The organism is Pseudomonas sp. Root401 (genome assembly GCF_001425105.1).
GTDB lineage: Bacteria > Pseudomonadota > Gammaproteobacteria > Pseudomonadales > Pseudomonadaceae > Aquipseudomonas > Aquipseudomonas brassicacearum.
On sequence record NZ_LMDO01000011.1, the window covers coordinates 76,859 to 98,648 of the forward strand.

Annotated in this window: 27 protein-coding genes and 1 tRNA gene; 9 read left to right on the top strand and 19 right to left on the bottom strand. The window is 55.8% G+C overall.

All coding sequences use genetic code 11. The features are described 5' to 3' along the window. The first annotated feature begins 46 nt into the window (after positions 1–46). Together ASC85_RS09745 and ASC85_RS09750 are read left to right on the top strand one after the other, a co-directional pair. Positions 47–122: transfer RNA gene (locus ASC85_RS09745), tRNA-Thr, on the top strand. Positions 123–215: 93 nt separating this feature from the next. Then, a complete protein-coding gene (locus tag ASC85_RS09750) occupies positions 216–785 on the top strand; it encodes a DUF4145 domain-containing protein (RefSeq protein WP_177343166.1) in 570 nt (189 codons plus the stop codon). A 577-nt stretch (positions 786–1,362) separates the two neighbouring features. Here ASC85_RS09750 and ASC85_RS31010 read toward each other — a convergent pair. The 3 genes from ASC85_RS31010 to ASC85_RS32090 form a co-directional block, all read right to left on the bottom strand. Continuing rightward, positions 1,363–1,593, bottom strand: a complete 231-nt coding sequence (locus ASC85_RS31010; protein ID WP_082534352.1) for a hypothetical protein — start codon at positions 1,591–1,593, stop codon at positions 1,363–1,365. Between the two features lie 493 nt (positions 1,594–2,086). Continuing rightward, the gene (locus ASC85_RS09755) at positions 2,087–2,728 is read right to left on the bottom strand and encodes a BRCT domain-containing protein (protein ID WP_057449169.1); all 642 of its coding nucleotides are present in this window, start codon (positions 2,726–2,728) and stop codon (positions 2,087–2,089) included. Between the two features lie 449 nt (positions 2,729–3,177). Continuing rightward, entirely contained in the window at positions 3,178–3,387 is a 210-nt protein-coding gene (locus tag ASC85_RS32090; RefSeq protein WP_156395629.1) for a hypothetical protein, read from the bottom strand. Between the two features lie 124 nt (positions 3,388–3,511). Between ASC85_RS32090 and ASC85_RS32590 the strand changes: the two genes are divergently transcribed. From ASC85_RS32590 to ASC85_RS33785, 4 genes are all read left to right on the top strand, one after another. After that, complete coding sequence (locus tag ASC85_RS32590; RefSeq protein WP_164488478.1) at positions 3,512–3,688, top strand: hypothetical protein; 177 nt, start codon at positions 3,512–3,514, stop codon at positions 3,686–3,688. A gap of 13 nt (positions 3,689–3,701) precedes the next feature. Beyond that, complete coding sequence (locus ASC85_RS09760; RefSeq protein WP_057449170.1) at positions 3,702–4,325, top strand: GNAT family N-acetyltransferase; 624 nt, start codon at positions 3,702–3,704, stop codon at positions 4,323–4,325. 763 nt (positions 4,326–5,088) lie between these two features. Further along, positions 5,089–5,460, top strand: coding sequence for a ThiF family adenylyltransferase (locus ASC85_RS31015; RefSeq protein WP_082534353.1), 372 nt, complete (start codon positions 5,089–5,091; stop codon positions 5,458–5,460). Continuing rightward, the gene (locus ASC85_RS33785) at positions 5,460–5,753 is read left to right on the top strand and encodes a hypothetical protein (protein ID WP_156395630.1); all 294 of its coding nucleotides are present in this window, start codon (positions 5,460–5,462) and stop codon (positions 5,751–5,753) included. Before ASC85_RS31015 ends, ASC85_RS33785 begins: the two co-directional genes overlap by 1 nt. 392 nt (positions 5,754–6,145) lie before the next feature. Here the strand turns inward: ASC85_RS33785 and ASC85_RS33510 are convergent, their stop codons facing one another. After that, positions 6,146–6,355, bottom strand: coding sequence for a hypothetical protein (locus ASC85_RS33510; RefSeq protein ID WP_057449172.1), 210 nt, complete (start codon positions 6,353–6,355; stop codon positions 6,146–6,148). Positions 6,356–6,829: 474 nt separating this feature from the next. Between ASC85_RS33510 and ASC85_RS09775 the strand changes: the two genes are divergently transcribed. Next, positions 6,830–7,108, top strand: coding sequence for a DUF3077 domain-containing protein (locus ASC85_RS09775; protein WP_057449173.1), 279 nt, complete (start codon positions 6,830–6,832; stop codon positions 7,106–7,108). Positions 7,109–7,222: 114 nt separating this feature from the next. Here ASC85_RS09775 and rffA read toward each other — a convergent pair whose 3' ends face one another. From rffA to ASC85_RS09815, 8 genes are all read right to left on the bottom strand, one after another. Beyond that, positions 7,223–8,368 carry a dTDP-4-amino-4,6-dideoxygalactose transaminase gene (rffA, locus tag ASC85_RS09780; protein WP_057449174.1) on the bottom strand — a complete coding sequence of 382 codons (1,146 nt, stop codon included), beginning with the start codon at positions 8,366–8,368 and terminating at the stop codon, positions 7,223–7,225. Between the two features lie 61 nt (positions 8,369–8,429). Further along, entirely contained in the window at positions 8,430–9,233 is an 804-nt protein-coding gene (locus ASC85_RS09785; protein WP_236712341.1) for a class I SAM-dependent methyltransferase, read from the bottom strand. A gap of 68 nt (positions 9,234–9,301) precedes the next feature. Then, entirely contained in the window at positions 9,302–9,721 is a 420-nt protein-coding gene (locus ASC85_RS09790; RefSeq protein WP_057449175.1) for a GtrA family protein, read from the bottom strand. Continuing rightward, entirely contained in the window at positions 9,718–10,638 is a 921-nt protein-coding gene (locus ASC85_RS09795) for a hypothetical protein (RefSeq protein WP_057449176.1), read from the bottom strand. Before ASC85_RS09795 ends, ASC85_RS09790 begins: the two co-directional genes overlap by 4 nt. 29 nt (positions 10,639–10,667) lie before the next feature. After that, positions 10,668–11,330, bottom strand: coding sequence for an acetyltransferase (locus ASC85_RS09800; protein ID WP_057449177.1), 663 nt, complete (start codon positions 11,328–11,330; stop codon positions 10,668–10,670). Next, positions 11,327–12,268 (bottom strand): glycosyltransferase family 2 protein, encoded by a 942-nt coding sequence (locus ASC85_RS09805; protein ID WP_057449178.1) that lies wholly within the window; start codon positions 12,266–12,268, stop codon positions 11,327–11,329. The genes ASC85_RS09800 and ASC85_RS09805 overlap by 4 nt, the downstream gene beginning before the upstream one ends. After that, positions 12,265–12,957, bottom strand: a complete 693-nt coding sequence (locus tag ASC85_RS09810) for a WbqC family protein (protein WP_057449179.1) — start codon at positions 12,955–12,957, stop codon at positions 12,265–12,267. Before ASC85_RS09810 ends, ASC85_RS09805 begins: the two co-directional genes overlap by 4 nt. Next, a complete protein-coding gene (locus tag ASC85_RS09815) occupies positions 12,954–14,177 on the bottom strand; it encodes a hypothetical protein (protein ID WP_057449180.1) in 1,224 nt (407 codons plus the stop codon). Before ASC85_RS09815 ends, ASC85_RS09810 begins: the two co-directional genes overlap by 4 nt. A 569-nt stretch (positions 14,178–14,746) precedes the next feature. On the opposite strand from ASC85_RS09815, the gene ASC85_RS09820 reads away from it, so the two are divergent. Next, positions 14,747–16,354, top strand: a complete 1,608-nt coding sequence (locus ASC85_RS09820) for a methyl-accepting chemotaxis protein (RefSeq protein WP_057449181.1) — start codon at positions 14,747–14,749, stop codon at positions 16,352–16,354. A gap of 141 nt (positions 16,355–16,495) precedes the next feature. Here ASC85_RS09820 and ASC85_RS09825 read toward each other — a convergent pair whose 3' ends face one another. The 3 genes from ASC85_RS09825 to ASC85_RS31020 form a co-directional block, all read right to left on the bottom strand. After that, on the bottom strand, positions 16,496–17,173 hold the full coding sequence (locus tag ASC85_RS09825) for an RES family NAD+ phosphorylase (protein WP_057449182.1): 678 nt from the start codon (positions 17,171–17,173) through the stop codon (positions 16,496–16,498). Next, positions 17,173–17,583 (bottom strand): MbcA/ParS/Xre antitoxin family protein, encoded by a 411-nt coding sequence (locus ASC85_RS09830; protein WP_003196771.1) that lies wholly within the window; start codon positions 17,581–17,583, stop codon positions 17,173–17,175. The genes ASC85_RS09825 and ASC85_RS09830 overlap by 1 nt, the downstream gene beginning before the upstream one ends. Positions 17,584–17,763: 180 nt before the next feature. Further along, on the bottom strand, positions 17,764–18,039 hold the full coding sequence (locus ASC85_RS31020) for a type II toxin-antitoxin system RelB/DinJ family antitoxin (protein WP_082534355.1): 276 nt from the start codon (positions 18,037–18,039) through the stop codon (positions 17,764–17,766). Positions 18,040–18,393: 354 nt separating this feature from the next. Between ASC85_RS31020 and ASC85_RS09835 the strand changes: the two genes are divergently transcribed. Further along, the gene (locus tag ASC85_RS09835; RefSeq protein WP_057449183.1) at positions 18,394–19,320 is read left to right on the top strand and encodes a LysR family transcriptional regulator; all 927 of its coding nucleotides are present in this window, start codon (positions 18,394–18,396) and stop codon (positions 19,318–19,320) included. Here ASC85_RS09835 and ASC85_RS09840 read toward each other — a convergent pair. The 4 genes from ASC85_RS09840 to ASC85_RS09855 are packed head-to-tail and all read right to left on the bottom strand — an operon-like array spanning position 19,237 to position 21,440. Further along, the gene (locus tag ASC85_RS09840; RefSeq protein ID WP_041475660.1) at positions 19,237–19,554 is read right to left on the bottom strand and encodes an AzlD domain-containing protein; all 318 of its coding nucleotides are present in this window, start codon (positions 19,552–19,554) and stop codon (positions 19,237–19,239) included. The two genes, ASC85_RS09835 and ASC85_RS09840, sit on opposite strands and share 84 nt — an antisense overlap. After that, positions 19,533–20,246, bottom strand: a complete 714-nt coding sequence (locus ASC85_RS09845) for an AzlC family ABC transporter permease (protein WP_003196767.1) — start codon at positions 20,244–20,246, stop codon at positions 19,533–19,535. The genes ASC85_RS09840 and ASC85_RS09845 overlap by 22 nt, the downstream gene beginning before the upstream one ends. Further along, a complete protein-coding gene (locus ASC85_RS09850; RefSeq protein WP_177343167.1) occupies positions 20,243–20,680 on the bottom strand; it encodes a GNAT family N-acetyltransferase in 438 nt (145 codons plus the stop codon). The genes ASC85_RS09845 and ASC85_RS09850 overlap by 4 nt, the downstream gene beginning before the upstream one ends. A 13-nt stretch (positions 20,681–20,693) precedes the next feature. Continuing rightward, on the bottom strand, positions 20,694–21,440 hold the full coding sequence (locus ASC85_RS09855; protein WP_057449184.1) for a 2OG-Fe dioxygenase family protein: 747 nt from the start codon (positions 21,438–21,440) through the stop codon (positions 20,694–20,696). Between the last annotated feature and the right edge of the window lie 350 nt (positions 21,441–21,790).

Sequence of the window (21,790 nt, forward strand, 5' to 3'; positions counted from 1 at the left end):
CAGGGGTTTACAGAACGCCCCCAATCGCTATAATCGTCGCCCACACGCCGGTATAGCTCAGTTGGTAGAGCAACTGACTTGTAATCAGTAGGTCCCGGGTTCGACTCCTGGTGCCGGCACCATACAAAACGAAGGCTTGCAGCGATGCAGGCCTTTTTTTTTGCGTCGCACGTAATAAGCGACGTAACAAGCGCTCTTTGAAAGGTGCTAAGACCATGAATTGGCTGCAGTTTCTCTCCTCAATAATCAGCTCAATTGCTTGGCCGACCGCCGTTGTAGTCCTTGCCTGTATCATGCGAGATCCGCTTGCAAAGCTGATGCTGCTAATCCGCACACTGAAATACAAAGAATTTCAGATCGACATCGGTGGACAGTTGGAAGCCGTGAGAGATCAGGTAGGCGCCGAAGGCGAAGCCCCAAACCTGCCAGTTGAAGAGCCTCCATTGAGCTTCAAGTCACTTGCTGAGGCAGACCCACGAGCTGCAGTGCTCAGTGCTTGGATACCCGTTGAGACCGAACTCCGCGACATTGCGATGAAAATGGGCATAAGCGGTAAACCAGCGCCCATGCTGCTAATTCGTGAACTGTACAAAGCAGGCGTCGTGGACCGAGTGACCTTTAATACGCTGGAAAAACTGCGCCGAATTAGAAACTCTGCAGTTCACGTGCTGGAATCTAACGTTACTTTCGACGACGCTATCAATATGGCAGATATGTGTCAGTGGGTTACTGGTCATCTAAAGCGCAACAATACAAACCCGGACATCCTCACCGATCTCACCTGACCATCCCAGAAAATTGAGCTCTACTAGAGTGTCTGTACGCATCGAGCCCACCCACAGTACACACGGGAGTTTTTTCCGGCGCCCCCATCAAAAGTGCGCAAGAAGTTTAAGTGAGAAAATTCACCTCTATAAAACCTTATATTTCAATGCATTAGAGCTAGTTTTTAACTGTTAGCAAACTGTCAGGTCAGTGTCGGCACCCAGACAACTTCTGACTGTAAGTGAGGCAGACCATACTATCTGCGGGCCATGCATCTAATTACTGACTGGTTAGGAAAACCCTGGAAACTCAATCGTTAGGTGAAAATCCACAACTGGCCAACGCGTGCTGCGCCTTAATTTATAGGGAAACTGGGGAAAACTGGGACAGACCACGGTTACTGGCTGCAATGAACAGGCAGACACTATTATTTATGGTCTGCCCCCGTTTTCCTCATTAATATCAAATAGGAGCCGGGCATTGAGTTAATGTTGAAAAAATCAAAAGAGTACATTTCGTTGGGTTTCAGCATAGGTCCGCCCAAAATCTACTCGAGATGGTAGCGGTTAGCCGCTACCGCCTCATAAATGATACAAGTCAATATTTACGAGAAAAATTTGATTTAACCACTCTTGAGATATAGCTATTGAGTCCGCGGCCTGCCACCGCAAGTCGCTGCAACTCCGCGACCATTACTGGCCCGGGGCGATTGGAATCATACACATAGGTTCTGTAGGCTCCTGAGGCGAACTCTACGGATATCGACCCGTGGGCCAGTTCATATGCCACCACATTTGACTGACCACTGAGATTTTTGTAACGCTCCATGTTTCTCACCTATTGACACTGGCAAGTCGCCAGCACATACACTTTAGACTTCAATTGACTCCCAGCCAAGTCGGAAGTCCACTGCCTCAAGAAGCATGCGTAAATTGCGAATTTCGCCAATGCCGAGTAGACACAGAGAAGGCTATGGGAGCTCAAAATCAGCAATTCTATGATGCAGCACAAATCCTCGATTCGATTCCACTAAACGCCATAACCAGTTGATTAATTTATAGTTACTAGTTGGGGTACGCTAAATTTTCCATCGAATTCCAGACCCGCAGAAAACCTAGCCCCGCTGACTGCTACCGTTCGTCTGGTGCCACCATACAAAATGAAACCCTCGCAGAAATGCGAGGGCTTTGTTGTTTCTGGAGTGTCCACTTTTTATCCACCCCCCTGAAAAACCTGTGGGAGCGAGCTTGCTCGCGATGAGGCCGTCAAACCCACCGACAATCTTTCGGCCAAGACAACGGGCAGCCTTTCCTAGGCCGGCTCAACCAAACAACATCTTCTGCCAGTGATCCTCACCCACAATGGCAATCGAAGCCCCCGCCTCCCGCAGCTCCACTGCCTTCATGATCTTCGTTCCATAGGTACTGTGGAGCCACTGCTCATTACCCACGCTACCGACCACCAGGTAATGCACCTTCTTACTCACCCCACCCCCAATCAAACCGCCACGCTCCTCAACCAATGACTGGCAATCTTTGCGCGGCCCAAAGGCCATGACGCCTGTAAATACAAACATTCGGCCATCCCACACCAAATCATGGACTGGGGAATTGAACAGAAGGTCCGTTGGAGCAACGGCAACAGCTTCGCCGGCCTTCGTTCTCTCAATGCCCACGCCAGAAAAACTACTCAGGATGTTCAGCAGTTCAAGAGACTCATCCGGGTCCAGAGCGTCGTCCTGAAGCATGGACGCCAAACGCGAATACAACAGATTGATCACCGGGTCATTCAGATGGGCGAGGTTGTTTTCCAACCATTGCTTTAGGAAAACGGCTTCGTTGGTATTCACTACACCGTCCGCCGTAATCCCAGCGGCCATTCCCACCAAGGCATCGGCAGCGCGTCGATCGATACGGGTGCGGTGGAAGAATTTGCTGTTTTCGAACTCATTGTGTAGGTCCATTACCGGGGGCTCCTTTGGATGTGTATTGGCTCGACACTGAAGCATTGCTGACTGAGGAAGTGTTGTATTCAAACCTAGCACTCTTGTGCACGGTCCCTCATTTATTGATCAAGAAAATAAATCTGAGAATCATCTGGCCGACCTCCCCACCTCACAGAATGCCCTTGGCCATCGACGGGGTAGGCCAGCGGCCCGCGTGCTGCTCCATCAATGCCGAGGTGGCCATCTCGACCGAAATCGCCTTCTGTGAGCGTGTCGTTCAGCGCATCGGCCAGGTAAATAGCCGGCCAAGGCGCGAACTGCGGCCAGACTTTCGGGGAAACCGTCAGCCTTGACCGAGGCTTTCACCCTTCGCCGCTCGAAGACGGCGGCGCATCGGGAATAGGGGGGTCAGGGAATAGGGGGTCAGATAAATAACGAAAATCGTGGTCTGACCCCGTTTTTCACGACTACAGTGCTGCGCATAGCGCCACTGGGCGCTTGGTAAAGGTGGCAAATAGCTCCGGGACAATGGCGCCCACGAAGCCCTCAGTAGCAACAAAACCTTTTGTCAATGAATAGGTTACTGAAAGCACGCCCGGTTCAGGCGTCGTTTCGAAGGCCAGCGCTTGGAAATTGGTTACACCGAACCAGTTGACATAGTGATAGAACGTGTTCAAATGAGGTGGCACCATACAAAGCCGAATACAGAACAGTACAGCGGAGCAAAACCGCGTTCGGCCGACGAATCGTTAATAACGATCCTTCAAGCGCAGTGCTTACCACTGCAAGGAAAGATTCAGAATGGCTATCAAAAGCGACACCTTCAGCCGCGTTGAGCTGACTGATGCTGACGCTGCCCGCTTCGTGCAACACATGCGCGATGACAAACCAAATCCAAAAGCCCAGGCTTCGTATGCCCGTGGCCGCGATCTCCTGAGCCAGGTTTTCGGTCAGCAAGGTAGCGCGCGTCCTCGTTAATAAGCGAGTTCAGATGCAGGTAGGCGTCGATTACTTCATAGAAAAGCTGCACGCCGAACACCAAACCAACAGATTTTCAATGGGCCCAGATATAAATCTGAGGCCCTTGAAGTCGTTCATCCAGAATAATGCGCTGGACTTCCAAACCAACAATGTGGCCGTCACATATGCGGCCATCGTGCCGCCCGATCCAAACAACCAGCAGGCGAGGAAGCGCGTCATCGCCTATGTGACGCTCACCTGCAGCGAGATCGATCTCGACGGGGCATATCCGCTAGAGGATTGCGAGGCCGCCAATCGATACAAATCGATATCGGCGCTCAAAGTAGCCCGCTTAGCCACTCATAGCGGCTACGCCGGTCATAACATTGGTAAGACACTGATGGAGTTCGCTATCGCCCTAGCGGTACACCAGATCGCACAATTCGTGGGCTGTAGGTTTCTGGTAACCGACTCAAAGGCGGATTCCGTAGGGTTCTACCAAAACAAACTGGGTTTCACGCTATTGGATACCGAGGAAAATCGGGACCGTGAGCACCCGGTGATGTTTTTGGATCTGAACAAGCTCGATCTCAATGCCCCAGCTGACGCCGAGGGCGAACCTGAGGGAAATGCTCAAGAAGCTGAACTGGCATAGGTTGGGGATAGATATATGGCGATTTTCGAATTAAACACCGCTGAAGGTGCGCTTATCGTCTCAGCGGCTGCGTTTGGCCTCTCCCTGTACACGCTCGCAAAAAACAGAAACTCCGTCAGTGTTTACGTTGCTCGCGATCAGGATGGGGATTATTTGTGGTTAACCAATAACAGCCCACATGCCGTTACCATCGTGGATATGGGGACAGTCAATGCGCGATGGGGGACGCGGTCCCTACTGCGAGAGGATCCGCTTAAGAAACGGATTGACCCCAGAGACGTAGCCGCGATTTACCTACGACCGCAAATTGAGGGTTATATGAATCGCAACGTGTATCTACCGTTAGGCGCGTACATCGAAGTGGCTACGGGCCAAAGATTTTATAGTCGGAGCTGGATTGCGCGTGCCTGGGGCCGCTTGCGATCCTGGTTGAGGATCCCTACCAAGCAAGTATCTTCGTCGCACCAGCCTTGAAACTGAACAGAGGGCTCGGGCTACGCCTGTGTCCTCTTAACTCACCAGTTGAAAAAGACCAGCTCGTTAACCTCAATACCGCCCTTCCCTCCCACGGTATGCCTAAACGTCACCTCCTTGAGACGCAGATCGGAGAAAACTTCCCGGATCTTCGGGTGATCCCCCTCCGATATCATCATCTAATAAATACACTTGAGAGTTATTTCCACTCTACTTCAGCCATCAACAATTCACTCCGGAAAGGGTGGGGTGGAAATGTGCTAATTGTGGGGCTTGGTGCAGTTGGCACATGGATTTACATAGCTTAGTCAAGGCAGGCGTAAAGAATATCACTGTGATGGATTATGTTGTTGAGGAATCCAACCTCCATAGACAGGCTATTTTTTTGAGGCAGATATTGGCATCTCCAAAGGTGTCCGCCGCTTATAACAATATAAAAACCCCGTATGGAACCGGATTAAATAAACATATCAAAAAAATGCAGTCAGTTGAAGACTTGGAGCATCTTCCAGGCATGCCTGACATGATTATAAATTGCGCAGATTATCCAAGCGTTGACCACACGTCCAAGATTGTTTCCGACTTCTGCCTGAAGAATAGAATATCTCACATCATTGGAGGAGGTTATAATCCGCATCTAACGCTAGTTGCCAAGTCGTAATTCCCGGAGTTACAGCTTGCTTTCATTGCTTTGATAAGGTTCTCACTCCAATAAATGCCGCAGAGCCATTTGGTGTCAAAAAGTTTAACAGGAAGTACAAAAAAATAGGAAGCCTGGGGTCTCTGTGCAGCATTTCTGCATCGATTACAGCTACAGAAGCAATAAAATTAATTTTTGGAGTCCCGTTAGAATTTATGGGCGTGATAAATAAGCATCTAGAGTTTAGCCTTAAAGATTTTGATTTTGGTGAATTTTCTGTCCAGAGGAATGGAGATTGCGAATATTGCTCTTAGCCCATTGCAACCATTTCACGCTACAAGTTCCATCAAATCGGTTCATAGGTTCTACAGTTAGCCGCATCAGTCCGACTGACAGACTCACCAGATAAATATCTTTTGACTGAAATCAGAATACTTTTAGAGATAGCGTCATTTTTACGAGCACTTATTGAATAAAATCAATATATTGGAATACGATTTGACTCCTAGTGCCGCACCATACAAGACAAAGCCCTCGCAGAAATGCGAGGGCTTTGTTGTTTCTCGCGGTTGGTGGGCCTGAGCTTGAGCCCGCTGCACTTCCTCCCCCTACGCCGAGCACGGCATGAGCAAGCACTGCCTTCACGATCACTCATGGCAGGTATCCTTCCGACCGAGCCATTTCTACCTGCCCACTTAACTCAGGGCTATAGATCATCCATTGAAACCTTAACTCGTTGGGGAGCAGCAAGCCGCTCTCGCGCCTTATGGATCAAGACCACATCATCCTCGTCCATCAGGACTACCATGGAAGGCAATTGGCCCTGGTTGGGCACAATCTGCGAGGTTTCTCCCGATATCATTTGATGCGCGGACTCGAGCACGTCCTGCTGAAATTGCTCACTTTCATCATCCATTGGATATTTCCTCCAATCGTTTATCTTTGCGCGTCGACAGCCGGCTATTTCGACAGCGACGCGAATTATTACCCATCCATAAAATTACCTAAACCTCACCCGCCAGCATCGCGCCACGATTGCAGCCTCCCCCATCGCCCGCTACTCTCTGACCGTCGCTGCCAATTCAGCGACCGGGCCTGAGAACCCGAGTAAGATGCAGGCGCTACAGCGCCCGAACCACGTTTTGCGGCGTTTTTTTATGTCCGCATTCCGTGCAATGGCGGCTGTGCGTGGGAGACCTTCGGGTCTGCCGGGTTCCTGTATCTCCGGTTTCTCAGCCTGCGCACAGCTGCCACCCATTCGCCTGAGAACGAACGTGGCAGCTCTCACTTGATATGGGAGTTTATCGATGCATGCCATGGATCTGCTGCAGTTTCGCTTTATCGCTTTGCTAGTCACCACCGGCCGCCAATTGGCAAACGGAGGTGCGCAATGACCCATCCCAAAGACCTCAAAACCCCAGGCCTAACCCCCTTCTCCTACCACTCCGACCGCCCGCTATTCCGAGTCAACAGCGGCATACCCATCGGCGAAGCCCTGTCCCACGCCTCCGACTTGCTCCACGTTGCCAAGGTCCTGGCCGAGGACGCGGCGATGATTCGCAGCACGGACCGGTATGCCTGGGCGTCGTGTTATTTGCAGGATATGAGCAAGGCCGTCATCGATGACGTGGTGAAGGTGCTGGAGGCGCCGGGGAGTAATCCTGCCTAACAGCCGGTGGTGCAATGCTGCTCACTGAGCGGGGCAGCATTGGGTTTTATCTGTGGCAACGTCGCGAGAACGGGACGCAGATCGTGCCGTGCTCCAGCAAGAGTGCTTGTCAAATCAGCGACACAGTTCGTCCCGCAAGACTTCCACCACACGCTCCTGCTGCTCGACCGACATACCTACCCACAGCGGCAGTCGCACCAAGCGTTCCGAAAGGCTTACCGTATTGTCCATGGCGCCATGGACACGACCGTAACGCTGGCCAGCCGGCGAAGAATGCAGGGGCACGTAATGGAAGACCGAATTGATTCCCTCTCGCTTGAGGCCATCGAGCACCCGTTGTCGCGGCACGTCTGCGGGCAGCAGTACGTAGTACATGTGCGCGTTATGTTGGCAGTCGACCGGCACGATAGGGCGGCGCAGTGCCCCGCTGGTTTCCAGCGGCGCCAGCAATTGGTGATACCGCTGCCAGATGGCAAGCCGCGCCTGCGTGATGTGTTCGGCCTCTTCCAACTGCGCCCAGAGAAACGCAGCAGTCACGTCCCCTGGAAGGAATGACGAGCCGACTTCCTGCCAAGTGTATTTGTCGACCTCGCCACGGAAGAAACGGCTACGGTCAGTGCCTTTTTCGCGGATGATTTCTGCGCGCAACACATACGCAGAATCATTGACGAGCAATGCGCCGCCCTCGCCCGAAATGACGTTCTTGGTCTCATGGAAGCTGAAGGCACCGAGATCCCCGATACTGCCCAGAGGCCGCCCTTTGTAAGCGGCCATGACCCCCTGCGCCGCATCCTCGACCACCTTCAGGTTGTGACGCCGGGCGATCTCCATGATCGTATCCATCTCGCAACTCACGCCCGCATAATGAACCGGCACGATTGCCTTGGTGCGCGGCGTGATGGCCGCCTCGATCAGCGTCTCATCCAGGTTCAGGGTATCCGGACGGATATCGACGAACACGGGAACGCCGCCGCGCAAAACGAAGGCATTGGCCGTGGAAACGAACGTGAACGAGGGCATGATGATCTCGTCGCCCGGCTGGATGTCCAACAACAACGCGGACATTTCCAGCGCTGCCGTGCACGAGTGGGTCAATAAGGCCTTGCTCGCGCCGGTACGTTCGGTCAACCACTCATGGCACCGCTTGGTGAACGGGCCATCGCCGGCGAGGATATTGCCGAACTTGGCTTCAGCGATGTAATAAAGTTCTTTCCCCGTCATGTAGGGGCGATTGAACTGGATGTTTTTGTCTTCCGCCATTTGAGCCTTCGTACGCAAGTTTTAGTCGAACTAGACATCACGTCGTTATGCGAGGTGGGGGCTACCCACTTTTTTTCCGGGCGACAAGCAACCTGGAGGCACCGACCGGAAAACTCACTCCCACCTTGATGAGCAAACACTCCAGCCACATCACGAAACCAAACAGCACATTGAGCGCCTTGGGTACCGCTAATTCGGCGGTCTCGCTCGTATCGCCCCGCTGTTGCTTCTTGGCGCCGCGTGAAATCATCATCGCCGGCAGCAGCAAAGAGACAAACGATGTGCTGCGCACGACGGAAAACCCCGCCTCTTCCACCTTGCGATGCAGGTCGGTGGCATCGTAGCGCCGCACGTGGCAGGAATATTCATCCACCTGGCTCCACAGCCACTGATGCTGGGGCACGGTCAACAGCATGATTCCCCCGGGCTTCAGGGCACGGTGCATCTGCTGGAGCACTACGGTATCCGCCTCGATGTGCTCGATGACATCGAACGCGCCAATCGCTTCGAACTCGTCGATGTAAGGGATATCGCGCGCATCCATCTGCACGAACTCGGCAGCGGGCAAGCGAGAGGAGGCAAACTTCAGTCCGGTCGAGAACATCTCGCTGCCAAGCAACCTGGCCTTCGGAAACGCCACGGCGACCCGACTCAGAATGAAGCCGGTACCGCAGCCGATTTCCAGGAATGAACGCATGCGCGGCGCATATTTCGTCAGCGCCCATGTAATCAACCTGCCACGCGCCCGGAACCAGAAATGGTCGCTTTCAAGGTGCGCGTAGGTCTCATAGAAGTCGGCCTTGAAGCCCTCCTGCTTGTCCTCCAGCTCTGGCGCAAAAGCGGCGAAACCGTTCTTTCGAGCCACCTGATGTCCACACTGGACACATGCCCCTTTCTCCGAGGCGTACGGCGTCTCGCATTCAGAACAGATCCTCACGCCTGGTTCCCATCCGGTTGGTCATGACGAAAGACGAATAGCTTGAAGACGACGAACAAGAAACCTCCTACAACGAAAATGGCAGCGGCCTGGACCCACTGATGGGGATATCCCAGCTTGTCGACAAACACCGTCAGCAAGGCCAGGTTGAGCAAATAGCCGGCTGCGTGCGCCAGGCCGAAGCGCCATGCCGTTCCCACGACGTTGCCGCGATGCTCGAACGCCCAGTTGCGGTTGCCCAGGAAGCTGATGCAGATGCCAAGCACGTACAGGAAGCTCATGGCCAGCTTGAATGGGATGCCCAGCCACGTCAATGCCAGGTAGGCCGCATAACCGATGGCATTGCAGGCGACGCCGACGACTGCGTAACGGAGAATGGGCCTGATTACGGGCCGCCAGCGCTGAATGAGGGTCACTCATCTCCCCAGACGGCAATCCCGAAACCCGTCTTGCCATAGCCGTTGCCGTTATAAAGCATGTAGCGTCGACCGGCATGATCGAAGACGAACGGGTAACAGATCATCTCCGAATCCCAACCCGATTCCGATACGTCGATTCCCACCTGCTCATCGTGTCGCGTCCATTGCACGCCATCGGCGGAGGTTGCATAGCGGATCCGGTAGGTGGGGCAGTCTTGCGTGGCCCGGGAGCAGAACCACATCCGGTACATGTCCGCATCCTTGAGCACCCGCGGCACACCCAGGGCGTACTCGTGTTCGTCACGGAACTCGATGGCAACCGTGCCGTTGCGCTCCCACTCGATCCCGTCGGCGGACTCAGCATATTCGAGATGATAGAAGTGCTTCGCTTCCGAAGGGCCTTGTTCCCATCGCACACAGGAGGTGAACCAGGCCCTGAATCGTCCGGCCTCGAACTGCACCTCGGGAGTGGCAACGAAGTGAGGAAGATCGCGGGTGCGGTCGATGACGGGGCCGCGGAACAGCCTCTCAAAGCGTTGGGTGGCCTCGTTCCATTCGGCCAGGCCGATGGAATTGCGGATCTTCACCGTCACGCCCAGGTTGATCCCGGTGTAGTACAGCAGCTTGCGGCCACCGACGTTGACGATCGAATTGGGCAAGGCGCCACTGTCGTCGAAACATCCGAGGTCGCCCGGTTCGAGAACCGGATCCGGATGGACACGCAAGACCTTGGTCGGGTCCCGCATGTCGATCTCGAGGAAGCCGCCGTGTCCGCGATTATCTTTGTCACGCGATGAGAAATAGATGCGATACAGATCGCCATCCACTTGCTCGGCCATGGGAATCATCGCGTGGGAATACAACCAATCGCTCTGCCCTTCTGCGCAGAATATCTTTCCTAGTTTTTTCCACATGGGATTTCTTCTGCCAATGATGATGTTCTTCAGATGTTCCTGACGCGGGTACTCGGTACGCGCGACCGCTCGGTGGCTTGTCCGACGTACACGCCTTCGGCAGCGGCATCTCCAAGAATCAGGGCACCGGCGCCGATGATGCACTTCTCGCCGATGGTGACGTGATCACGAAGGGTCGCGTTGACGCCTAGAAAACAGCTTTCCCCGATCGTCACACGGCCGGATACGACAATGTGCGAGGCCAGGAAACAATGGTCCTCGATACGCGAATGATGCCCGACGTGATTGCCGCTCCACAGGGTCACGTTGTTGCCGATGCTCACGAAGGGCTGGACGGTATTGTCTTCCAGGATGAAGCAGTTCTCGCCGATGTCCTCTGTCAGCACCGAGGCGCGCGAACTGATGTAGCTGACCATTTCGTAACCCAGCGCCTTGACTGCCAGATATTTTTCCTTGCGGATCTGGTTAAGCTTGGAATATCCGAGCGCGACGAAAAAGACATACCGGTCTGGCGGGTAAATCTGGGTGACGTCATCGAACGCCACCACCGGAAACCCCTTGAAGCTCTTGTCCGCCGGCATGTAGGCGGGATCGACGGCAAACGCCTCGACCTGATAGTCGGAGTCGGTGGAGAAATAATAGAGTGCAAGCTCGGCGGCGTCAGTGAGACCAAAAATAATGAGTTTTTTCATTCGATGCTCCGCGCCTCAGCCTGACGGTAGACGTTCCGGACGATAGTGTAGGGTCTCTGTTTGACTTCGGAATAGATCTTGGCGAGATAAATCCCGACCACACCGACGAATGCGATGATCAGGCCGCCGAGCAGCCAGATCGAAGCCATCAGCGACGTATAGCCACTGGGTGGGTTCGCCAGGAACAGCCAGTTGACGATGAGAAAGCTCGTGTAGGCGGCCGACAGCAGGAAGATCGCGCAGCCCACGCCGAAAATTCCCACCAGCGGTGCACTGCTGAAGGCAGTAATCGAATTGACCAGTTGCGCCACTTTCTTTCCCAGCGTGTAGGTCGTCTCGTCACGACTGCTCTTTACAATGGCCTGCGCACGCTGATCGAAGCCGGTGATAACCCACAGACCCGCCATGAACAACTCGCGTTCGTCGTGCTGAATCAGCGCGTCTACATAGCGGCGCGACATCAGCCTGGCGACGACGATATTGTCGGGCATATCCAGCCCGCTGAGGACACGGAAGAGTTTGTAGAACACCTTCCCGGTCCAGCGCTCGAAGTGCTTGCCTTTTCGCTGCTGCTGGACACCGTAGACCACATCGGCCTTCTCGCGCTCCATCTGCTCGCTGAACGAGAGCAACCATGCCGGATCTTCCTCCAGGTCGCTATCGAGCAGGAAGACACGTTCACCGCGGGCATATCGCAGGCCCGTCATCATGGCCTTGTGGTGGCCGAAGTTGCGCGAGAGGTCGACGACCACCACATGGTGATCGGCTTCGCTCAACTGAACGGCCAGTTCCAGGCTTGAATCGGGAGAGCCGTCGTTGACGAGTACGATCTCGTAATCATCTCCGACCAGTTGTTGTGCTGCCTGGCTTGCACGGAGATGGAACTGCTCGATGAACTTGGCCGAACGGTAAAGCGTGGCAACGATGGACAGCCTCATGCTTTGACATGCCTCATGTAACGGTGCGCGTCCTTGCCGCAATTGAACAGCAGATCCAGGACAGTGACGCCATGGGTGAACTCTCCCCAGAGTTGCGGATACTCGGGGAAGCCAGCGTAATCGAACCATTGCAGCGCAATGCCGGCGTCGTCGAACAGCGGCTCCTCGATGTAGTCCTTTGCCGCCGGCCCCGACAGGTATCGCGTCGCACCGGCCTGCTGACAAAGATCCACCAGGCGGGCGGTCCGGGTTTTGTCGCCGGCAGACTTATAGTCCCAGCAATTCGTAATGCGGGTTTCAATACCGATGTATCGGCAAATCGCTTCCATGAACTTCCGGTTCATCGACGACAGACCCGTGTGGGTCTCAACCAGATAGAGCGGCTCGAGCCACTGGGCGACCTCATCGAAGAAAGGCGCTCGCCCATAGTTGCTCTGCAACGTTTTCCAATGCTTGGCCTGCCAGGCAGGGGTCAGCTCGACATCGCGAATGCGGCGACTGATGCCTTGCCCGACAGGCACGCTGAGCCACTGGACGCCTTGCGGCGTCTTGATCTGGTTGCGATTGCGCCAGTCATTCTTGGTGAACTGCATGTCGTCGTAGAGGATGAACTCATCGACCGCAGCGATCATGTCGAAATAGCCCTTCCAGGGTATGTAGTTCGACTGGAGAATGGCGACGGTCTTCATGGGCGCTTGCTGCTCGCGTCCCAGGCACCCGGGTAGTAACAACCCTGGCATTTTGCCTGCGCGACCTGTTGGAAATGGAAGGAAATGCAGAACAGTAGCGCCAGCGACCAGAAACGCAACGCTGCCGGTGAAGGTTTGTAGGCAAAATTCAGAACGATCGCGACGAAAACCGGTGCCATCAGCAGGTAGTCATACAGGTACGGATGAATGGCAACGGCCTGCGGCCACAGCAGACTGGTCATCACGTATTGTGAAAAAAGCAGGTAGTAGAACATGCTGATGCCGGCCAACGGGGAAGTCCCCGCCGATGCCGCAACGCCGGCAGGTTCGCGCCGTTTGATCAGGCGGAAACAGGCCAACTGGGCTACCAGGAACAGGATCGGCACGGCAATGGTCGGAATGGGCCGCGGAAACTGCGGATCAAGTATCGACTTCAGGATGTTGGTGAAATAAGTGGTGTCGCCATCCAGGCCAGCGCGAAACAGCCAACCACTGTTGGACGAGGTGAAACCCAGTGCCTTCGCTATCAGAGGGGACGGCAGGTAGAAGGCAACGGCGGCAACGATGGCCACCAATGCCAGGCGACACATCCGCCTGTCGAGACCGTCGCTGCGGCATGCCCAAACCAGCAAGGCGGCGCCCAGCAACGCCGCCGAGATCGGAGAAAACACGGCAAAACACACGATCACTGCCATGACCGCTCCGGACCGTTCCTGATTTTTCCAGATCAGGAACGCAGCCAGCGCCTGGAGCGCAAATATCAATGGGAACGTATTGTCGACGTTGAATCTGGCCGAAGAAATCCAGAATCCCGGCATCGACACCATGAATACAACCGATAACAGAATCAGCAGTCCCTGACCGAATGCCAGGCGCTTTTCCACCAGACGGGACAGAAAAAAGAACGTAACGCCTGCCAGCGAGATGATGTTCAGGAAGGCCCCTGTCACTCTCATCGGTAATGCCTGCACAAACATCTCTAGTTTATAGAGGCCGTACATGTAGAACAGATAAGCCGTGGCATGGTTGGAATACGCGATCTTATTTGCGTAGTTCTCCATCGAATAGAAGACGAGGAAACCATGCTGCGAAAAAGCGTGTTGTTCCCAGATGGGAAACGTGAAGTTTCTCAGGCGCTCGGGCGCGGTCGCAATCTGGCTTGCCGCTTCCCCGAAGCCCAGTGAGTACACCACGCCGATGGTTATGATGACTGCCAACAAGTATAAACAGGAGAAAAGCTTATTATTTTTTATAAAGATCATCTTTTCTAGTATTCACAATACGCTTGGGATAATTGGTGCCAGTGCGGGAGGCCCAACGTGGCATTTGCTGCCAAACAAGGTAGAAACAGTTAGTGATCGGGGGAGTGGCCCGTAGTGTAGAGGATTACGGTCAGGCGGCAGCGCAATCATAATCCAGATATACGGTCTGGTGAAGCGCTCCTGATAGAGAATGGCGAATTGATTTATCGTGCTTTTTCAGTAGTGGGCAGGTGTTGGCGAAGCCGCCAACCACGCGCACGCAGGCAGCAACGGCCTTTCGTAAATTGAGGGACAGACCACGATTGCTGGCTGCAATGAATAGGCAGACACTAAATTAATCATGGTCTGTCCACGTTCCGCCCCGCGGAAAAAACCCCCTCTCCTGCCTCCTGTCCAAACAGTCTGCGGCGTATTCATCTAATCAATTCCCCCGCCGATAGCCTCAGATAAGGGCCTGGCCTGTCCCAAGGCTCCGCTCACGCTCGACTACACTTTCCCAGAATCCCCCGCTCCAGGAGCAGTAAGCGATGAAGATCCGCAGCAAGATCATAGGCTCGGGGCTGGTCAGTCTTTCTTTTGCGCTGTTGCTCGGCGGTATCGGGTTGTGGGGTTATCACTCCATGACCGAGGCCCTGGTGCAGAACGAGACCAGTATTTCGGCCATGCGCAAGCACATGGAGGCGGACATGATGCACGACGCCATTCGTGCCGATGTGCTCGCCGCTCTGCTGGTGAAGGCGGGGGATACCCAGGGGGCAAAGGAGGTGCTGGAGGCGTTCGATGAGCATATGCAGCGGATGCGCAAGGTTATCGCCGAAAACGCCGAGGCCAAGTTGCCTGAGGATGTCGCCAAGGCGATTGTCGAACTCAAGCCACAGGTCGAAACCTATATCGACAAAGCCAAGCAAATAATCGGCAAGGCACTGAGTGGTTCCCAGGATAGCCATGCGTTGCGCGCAGAGTTCGACAAGGCGTTTTCAGCGCTGGAGGAACGCAACGAGGCCGTGAGCGAGTTGATCGAGAACCAGGCGCAGTCGTCTCGTGCGCATCAAGACAGCAGCATTCAAACCTCGCAGACCTGGCTGATTATTACCTTGTTGGCCACTTGTGTGGCGCTGGCGCTGTTGTCGTGGAGCCTGCTCAAGGCGGTGCTGACGCCGCTGAACAAGATCATCCTCAATACCCAGGCGATTTCCCAAGGGGATTTACAGCGCTCGATGGGGGCTCAGAGCAAGGATGAGCTGGGTCAGTTGCAAGGTGTGATCGAGCAGATGCAGACCAATCTGCGGCAGATGATCGCCACTATCCGCGGTCAGAGCGATGAGTTGCACGGCACGTCCCGGCACCTGGGCGATACGGCGCGGCAGATTGTGTCCAGCGCCGATCAGCAGGCCCAGAGCGCAACCAGCATGGCGACGAGCATGGAGCAGATGATGGCGAACATCAGCCAGATCCATCAGCACGCCGACAGCGCCCGGACGATTTCCGCGCAGTCCGAACATTTGGCGAGCAGCGGTGGCCAGGTGATTCTCGGGGTGGTGGAAGGCATGAACCGGATCGCTGAAGTGGTCAACCAGTCGTCCAGCAAGATCACGGCACTGGACGCGTCGTCCGAGGACATTCATTCCATCATCCAGGTGATCAAGAGCATCGCCGAACAGACCAACTTGCTGGCCCTCAACGCCGCCATCGAAGCCGCCCGTGCCGGCGAGGCGGGGCGTGGTTTTGCGGTGGTGGCCGATGAGGTGCGCAACTTGGCGGCGCGCACCACGCAGTCCACCCAGGAAATCACCGCGATGATCGAGCGCATCCAGTCCAGCGCCCGGGACGCGGTGGCGAACATGCAGGCTTGCGTCAGCCGCGTGGACGAAGGCGTCAATCTGGCCCAACAGGCCGGGGTCTCCATCAGCGAAATCCGCACCGGTGCCCGGCATGCGGCCGAAGTGGTGGAGGAAATTTCCCACACCATTGCCGAGCAATCCAAAGCCAGTGATGAGATGGCCCAGCGGGTGGAGTCAATTGCCGAGCAGTCCCGCGAGAACACCCGCTCGATTCACACCCTGACGCAAACAGCGGATCAATTGAACAATGCGGCGGGATCGATGCAGGCTTCGGTGCAGCAGTTCAAGATTTGATCAATCGGTGCTTTTGTGGCGAGGAAGCTTGCTCCCGCCGGGCTGCACAGCAGCCTCTGCTTGCAATACTCGCGAACTATTGAAAATCATGGCTGGGCAATAATTATTGCCCAGCCATAACCCCCCCCCTAAAAATCTGACTCACACCTCGCTCACCTCAAACACAAACGAAATCTCCCGCTTCTGGGCACTCCAGACGTACCGAATGTGCTTGCCCTGCGTCGGAATCGAAACCGCTGGTGGGCGAAACGCGGCCACGCATTCATGGCCAGGCAGGCGGACGCTGTTGTACAGCAGCCCCCACGACAGGGTTTCACGCAGCTGCCGGGCAAACACTTGGGACGGGCCGTAGGCGGTAGGGTCCGGGTTGTGGAGGTGGGGGTAGTCGTGGCGGATGTCGTGCAGGGGTTTGACGACCTTGTTAACGTAGGTGCGCATGGTCAACTCCAGGTCTGGCTCGTTGGTCGCGCCAAGGAATCGCGCCTGGTGGTAGCAGGTCTCGGCGATGGCGGCTTCCTGGCTGCTGGCCGCGTAATAGACGCCGAAGGTGCCGTCGCTGAAGCGGCTGCTTTTGCCGATGTGGGTAAACGCCGCCATCACCGGCGAGGAGCCGGGCCCGGAAATGCGGTCCTCGGGGCGGACCCGGGACAGCACGCCGGCTTGTTCCATCAGCCGATCGTTGGTCAACGCTTCCAGGGCGTAGGCCGTGGGCAGGTCTTCCGGGTCGAGTACGTCTTCAAACAGCGAAATCGGCGGGAAGCTGCTGTTGACGATCCGATAGGCCCGTTTCCATTGCGGGTCCGCCAGTGATGGCACCATTAACCGCGCACTCCGTCGAGGTATCGCCGCACATCGGCGATGTCTACCACGCGGCCGGTCAGCATGTAGGACAGCGCCGACTGGCCATTGAACGGTGCCGCGGTGTTCGGGCTGCTGACCCATTGATAGGCACGGTCCCGGCTGTTGCTGAAGATAATGCTCAGCGCCTTGTGGATACCCATGAGGTAGGAAATGCGCTCGAGCGTATCGCGAGGCAGCTTCACGTTTTCCGGCAACTGTTTGTATTTGTAGAAGGTCGTGTTTCCCACCTTGCCCAGCAATGTGCGCTGCTGCTCGACGCTGCAGCCCCAGAGCGCCATGAGATTGAAGAAAAACTTCAACGCGACTCGACCCGCATCCGGGGAATCCAATTGTTGCTGCGCATTGAGAGTGATGGAGGAAGTCGCCATGGGTTTTGGCTCCTTTGTCGCGGGGTGGTGCTTAGAGGATAGTACAGATGTGGATTATTTTTAAGTTTTTATTCGCAAGTGGATTCCACAGATCCCCTATTTGAACAATTCGGCATGACTTCCCAAGTCAACAAACACAACCAGGGTCGGGCGTGAATGCTCCCAATTATATGACGTCCCTCATTCATATCGCGTCGCCTTACCCGTTTGACAACGCGCATCTATCGAGTCGAACCATTGACGGATATCCCGTGCCTCCATCATGGCCCGGGCGGTCTTATCCGAAGGCACTCGTACCTCGAATGGAAGCCCTTGAGTCTCAACAACCTGGCGCAGGAAAAGACGCATCGCATCGCCAACACTCAATCCACAGGCGTTCAAAACCTCAGTGGCACGGGCCTTCAAGGTTTCATCAATGCGGCAACGCACGTCAGTGTTTTTTGAAAATGTCTTAATGAAAGCACCTCACCGTTAATTTGTAGCTGCATAAGCTCGCGATGTGGCGTATTTCAACCTGAGTGTCCAAGGACGAATATCAGAGCGATCAGCCATGATGTTGGGAGTGTTCCGAGACTCACGCAGGATTTTTCGCAAGGCAGTCCACCTATGACCCTGCTAACTGATCCCGGCCAGCACCGACTGGGCAAATTCCCCAAATCCCGCATAAGCTCCAACCATCGCCTCCCGGCGCTTTTCGGCACAAAATCGCGACAACCGTGGCAAGGTGCATGATGATAGCCAGCATGCACTGCCTGGCTCGGACCAGGTGCACAACAATAGCGAGCCCACTTAAGCAGAGGGCATTACCTCATGGATAGCAGAACCCTACGCAACCTCATGCGTATCGTGCAGACCGGCTCGTTGTCGGCAGCGGCCGAGCATTCGTGCCTCACGGTGCAGGCGTTGGCGGCGCAGTTGAACAAGGTCGAGGAACAGTTCGGTTTCCGGTTGTTCCGGCGTTCGAACAAGGGCCTGACGTTGACGAGCCAAGGCTCGGAACTGACCCCCTTCATGGATCAGGTGCTGGTTGCCACCCGGCAGTTGGAGGAGAAAGTCGCGGCGCTCAAGACCCCGCGACAGCGCACCCTCAGAGTGGCGCTCAATACCACCCTGCCGGCGGAGTTCAACCGGCGAATGATCGACCGGTTGATCGCTGTGTTCCCCCAGTATCAGCTGGAATTCAGCTATGCCGAGTCGATGGAGAACCTGAGCAAGCTCAGGAACGAAGATTTCGACCTGGCGATCCTGATCGGGCAGCCGCAGGGCGGTTTTACCAGCATCACCATGCCGGATGTGCAGGTGCGGGTGGTCGGCGCCCATTGTGGCGACGCAGACGATTCCCTTGGCCTGCTCGGTGACAAGTTTCAGGTGCGTCCGGCAGAAGAATGTCCGTATTCCCACAGTTTCCTGCGCTTTCTCGATGCAGGCCTGGGCGAATATGGGTCGAGCCAGCGCATGGTGTATTCCTGCAGTGAAACGCTGACGCTGTCGTTGATCACGCAGCTCGATGGCCTGGGGCTGGTGTCCCGGGAAGCGGCGTTGCGCAACGGCCTGGCGATTTTCCCGGACTTCGAAGACTTCCTTGAGGTCCGCCTGGCGGTGAACAATTCGGAGCTGTCCGGCCAGGCGCTGCACGATGTGGTGGACCTGACGCTACAGGAACGAACCGAGCGCGATGTACGCCGCCGTGCCCACCGCCACACTGAGAAACAGGTTGCGGCTGAAATACGCACATAACAGCGTCGGTATCGCGGCATAGAATTCAGGGCGATCAAGTTGTATCTGCTGATCCTTGATCAGCAAGGGGGTCAGGCTGATGGCAGCGACGATCGCCACTGGCAGGTATTCCAGGGCACGGGCGACGAAAGGCGGCCAGTGTTCGGTATTGATCTGCAGCGGCAGGGCGCGTGGCAGGAAGGTCACGGCCATCATCAGGACCACGACCAAAATCAGGAACGTTTGGTCAGGCATACGCCCACCCCGCAGCCAACGAACGTGGCAATGAAGACATTGAACGGCGAGCTGCCCAGCAGGCTCAGCCCGCCCATGCAGACGACAGCCGCCAGGGCCGCGATCAGTTTGTTGCGAGTGTTGCACAACGAAACCAGCACATAGAGCATCATCGCGGTCAGGGCATAGTCGAGCTGGTATTTGATGAGGTGCGCCGCGTATTGCGCGCACACGGCGCCCAGCAAGCCACCCAGTACCCAGGACGTGTGGCAGAACAGGTTGAAGCCGACCAGGTAGCGCACGCTCACCGGCGCCCCGCTGCCGAGCTTGACGCTGTGGAACGCGAACGACTCATCCGTCAGCCCCGCCGCGTAGCACCAGCGCTCGAAACGGCTGAGCCCCAGCGCACGCAGGGCCTTGGCCATGTAGACCGACATCAGCATGTGCCGGGCATTGATCAGGAACGTGGTGAGCACGATGGTGGTCAGCGACGCGCCGCTGGAAATCAACGCCAGCGCGGCGAATTGCGAAGCGCCCGCGTAAACGAACAGGCACATCGCCACCGGCAACCACAGGGGCAACCCGGCGTTGACCGCCATCAGACCGAACACAAACGAAACCGTGAAATAACCCGCTACCACCGGACTGGCTTCAGCAAAGGTACGCGAGGCTTGTGGTTCGACCGCCAGCGGCTGGCTGGAAGTCTTGTTCATAAATCCCTCTCGAAGGTGATTTCACCCCGGGGCTCACAGAAGCCCTGGGCCGCCCAGAAGCGCTTGCCGGCCAGATTAGCATCGTCGACGAAAAGGAACATGCGCAGCACGCCGACCCGTTTCATGTCAGCCGATGCGGCTTCGACCAGGCGCTGGCCCAGGCCTTTGGTGCGATGCTGCGGGCTGACCGCCAAGTGATTGATGGTGCCACGGGTACCGAGCATGCCGCCGATCACCGCGCCCACCACTTCACCGTTCGCATCGATGGCCAGGTAGGCGGTGGTGGTTTCCTGCAACAACACACCGCGCAAGAATCGGGCGTCCTGCCATTCGCAGAACGACACTTCGTCGAAACCGCGAAAAAACCGCTCCAGTCGCTCGGCGTCACGGACCATGGTCCGGCGCAACAGGACCTGCTGCGTCGGATCGTCCATGGGCTCGAGCCGTTCAGCGAACAATGTCGAAAGCGGTCCCGGGCCGCGAGAAGGAGATGGCCAGGATCTGCCGGTACGCCATGTCATGGCTATGGGTGTTGCGCGCCGGGGTCACGTAATGGCGCATGTCACGATCCAGGAAGAACGTGGTGTCGAGGATGTCCTCGTAGGTCGTCGCCGCCAGCTGTTCTTCCTGGGCGCTGTACAAGCGGCTTTCCGCACCCGTCACATTCTGACGGCCCCAGAAGTGCACGCCGCTAAACGGATAGCCGTCGCAGTGAATCCCTTCGGGGGTGATTTCCAGTTGTTTGCCCGGCTTGATCTCGATGCGAATCTGATGGATCTGGCACTGCCAGATTTCATCGTGCAGTTCCTGCGGCAGGACGTTCTTGTAAACCTCGAAGTCCGTGTCGATCAGGCTGCGCATCACCGGCGAATTGATCACTTCGTTGGAGAAGTCCTGGAAGTGCCGCTCCAGTCCACCGACATAGCTGTTGTTGGCCTTGGACTGAATGTAGGCCCGGTGTTCGAGCTGCGTGAGCTCACGGGTCGTAGGGTTGTATTCGAAGTCGCTGTAGCGGCGAAAACGCATGCCTGACTCGGCCTGGCCGTAGTAACTGTCGGGCTCCATGTTTTCCCAGCTTTTGGTCAGCCGGACAAAATCGCCGAAATGACCGTAGAGGTTGAAGTCCCCACCGCGAACGTTGACGTATTTGTCACGTCTTAGCGCTTCGCCCACTTCCCTGTTCAGAACGATCATTTTTCATAGGTCTCCGCTGCATTGAGCGGCCTAATCTAGTAGGTGCAGGATTTACGTCCATGAGAAAGTATTTGAGGCATTTCAAGCGGCGCTTGAAACGGCGGGTAAAGCTGCATTAGTACGACTTTTGCTCGGGCAAACAGGCGGTTCCAGCGGTATTTCTTGCGCTAAAAGCCAAAAAGCACCCGAGTCTGAGGCCGCAACGCTATTCACTTCAGGCAGGCATGAATCAGTTGTGGCGAGGACGCTTGCTCCCGCTGGGCTCTGTAGGAGCTGTCGAGTGCAACGAGGCTGCGATCTTTCCCCAGACACTTGAGTCTCAAGCGAATGAGTCTCAAGCGAAAGATCAA

What these genes read in the sequence shown, in the direction of transcription:
- ASC85_RS09750 (WP_177343166.1), top strand. Translation starts at nt 216, where the DNA reads ATGAATTGGCTGCAGTTTCTCTCCTCAATAATCAGCTCAATTGCTTGG.
- ASC85_RS31010 (WP_082534352.1), bottom strand. Translation starts at nt 1,593, where the DNA reads ATGGAGCGTTACAAAAATCTCAGTGGTCAGTCAAATGTGGTGGCATAT.
- ASC85_RS09755 (WP_057449169.1), bottom strand. Translation starts at nt 2,728, where the DNA reads ATGGACCTACACAATGAGTTCGAAAACAGCAAATTCTTCCACCGCACC.
- ASC85_RS32590 (WP_164488478.1), top strand. Translation starts at nt 3,512, where the DNA reads ATGGCTATCAAAAGCGACACCTTCAGCCGCGTTGAGCTGACTGATGCT.
- ASC85_RS09760 (WP_057449170.1), top strand. Translation starts at nt 3,702, where the DNA reads ATGCAGGTAGGCGTCGATTACTTCATAGAAAAGCTGCACGCCGAACAC.
- ASC85_RS31015 (WP_082534353.1), top strand. Translation starts at nt 5,089, where the DNA reads ATGGATTTACATAGCTTAGTCAAGGCAGGCGTAAAGAATATCACTGTG.
- ASC85_RS33510 (WP_057449172.1), bottom strand. Translation starts at nt 6,355, where the DNA reads ATGGATGATGAAAGTGAGCAATTTCAGCAGGACGTGCTCGAGTCCGCG.
- ASC85_RS09775 (WP_057449173.1), top strand. Translation starts at nt 6,830, where the DNA reads ATGACCCATCCCAAAGACCTCAAAACCCCAGGCCTAACCCCCTTCTCC.
- rffA (WP_057449174.1), bottom strand. Translation starts at nt 8,368, where the DNA reads ATGGCGGAAGACAAAAACATCCAGTTCAATCGCCCCTACATGACGGGG.
- ASC85_RS09795 (WP_057449176.1), bottom strand. Translation starts at nt 10,638, where the DNA reads ATGTGGAAAAAACTAGGAAAGATATTCTGCGCAGAAGGGCAGAGCGAT.
- ASC85_RS09800 (WP_057449177.1), bottom strand. Translation starts at nt 11,330, where the DNA reads ATGAAAAAACTCATTATTTTTGGTCTCACTGACGCCGCCGAGCTTGCA.
- ASC85_RS09805 (WP_057449178.1), bottom strand. Translation starts at nt 12,268, where the DNA reads ATGAGGCTGTCCATCGTTGCCACGCTTTACCGTTCGGCCAAGTTCATC.
- ASC85_RS09810 (WP_057449179.1), bottom strand. Translation starts at nt 12,957, where the DNA reads ATGAAGACCGTCGCCATTCTCCAGTCGAACTACATACCCTGGAAGGGC.
- ASC85_RS09820 (WP_057449181.1), top strand. Translation starts at nt 14,747, where the DNA reads ATGAAGATCCGCAGCAAGATCATAGGCTCGGGGCTGGTCAGTCTTTCT.
- ASC85_RS09825 (WP_057449182.1), bottom strand. Translation starts at nt 17,173, where the DNA reads ATGGTGCCATCACTGGCGGACCCGCAATGGAAACGGGCCTATCGGATC.
- ASC85_RS09830 (WP_003196771.1), bottom strand. Translation starts at nt 17,583, where the DNA reads ATGGCGACTTCCTCCATCACTCTCAATGCGCAGCAACAATTGGATTCC.
- ASC85_RS09835 (WP_057449183.1), top strand. Translation starts at nt 18,394, where the DNA reads ATGGATAGCAGAACCCTACGCAACCTCATGCGTATCGTGCAGACCGGC.
- ASC85_RS09840 (WP_041475660.1), bottom strand. Translation starts at nt 19,554, where the DNA reads ATGCCTGACCAAACGTTCCTGATTTTGGTCGTGGTCCTGATGATGGCC.
- ASC85_RS09845 (WP_003196767.1), bottom strand. Translation starts at nt 20,246, where the DNA reads ATGAACAAGACTTCCAGCCAGCCGCTGGCGGTCGAACCACAAGCCTCG.
- ASC85_RS09850 (WP_177343167.1), bottom strand. Translation starts at nt 20,680, where the DNA reads ATGGACGATCCGACGCAGCAGGTCCTGTTGCGCCGGACCATGGTCCGT.
- ASC85_RS09855 (WP_057449184.1), bottom strand. Translation starts at nt 21,440, where the DNA reads ATGATCGTTCTGAACAGGGAAGTGGGCGAAGCGCTAAGACGTGACAAA.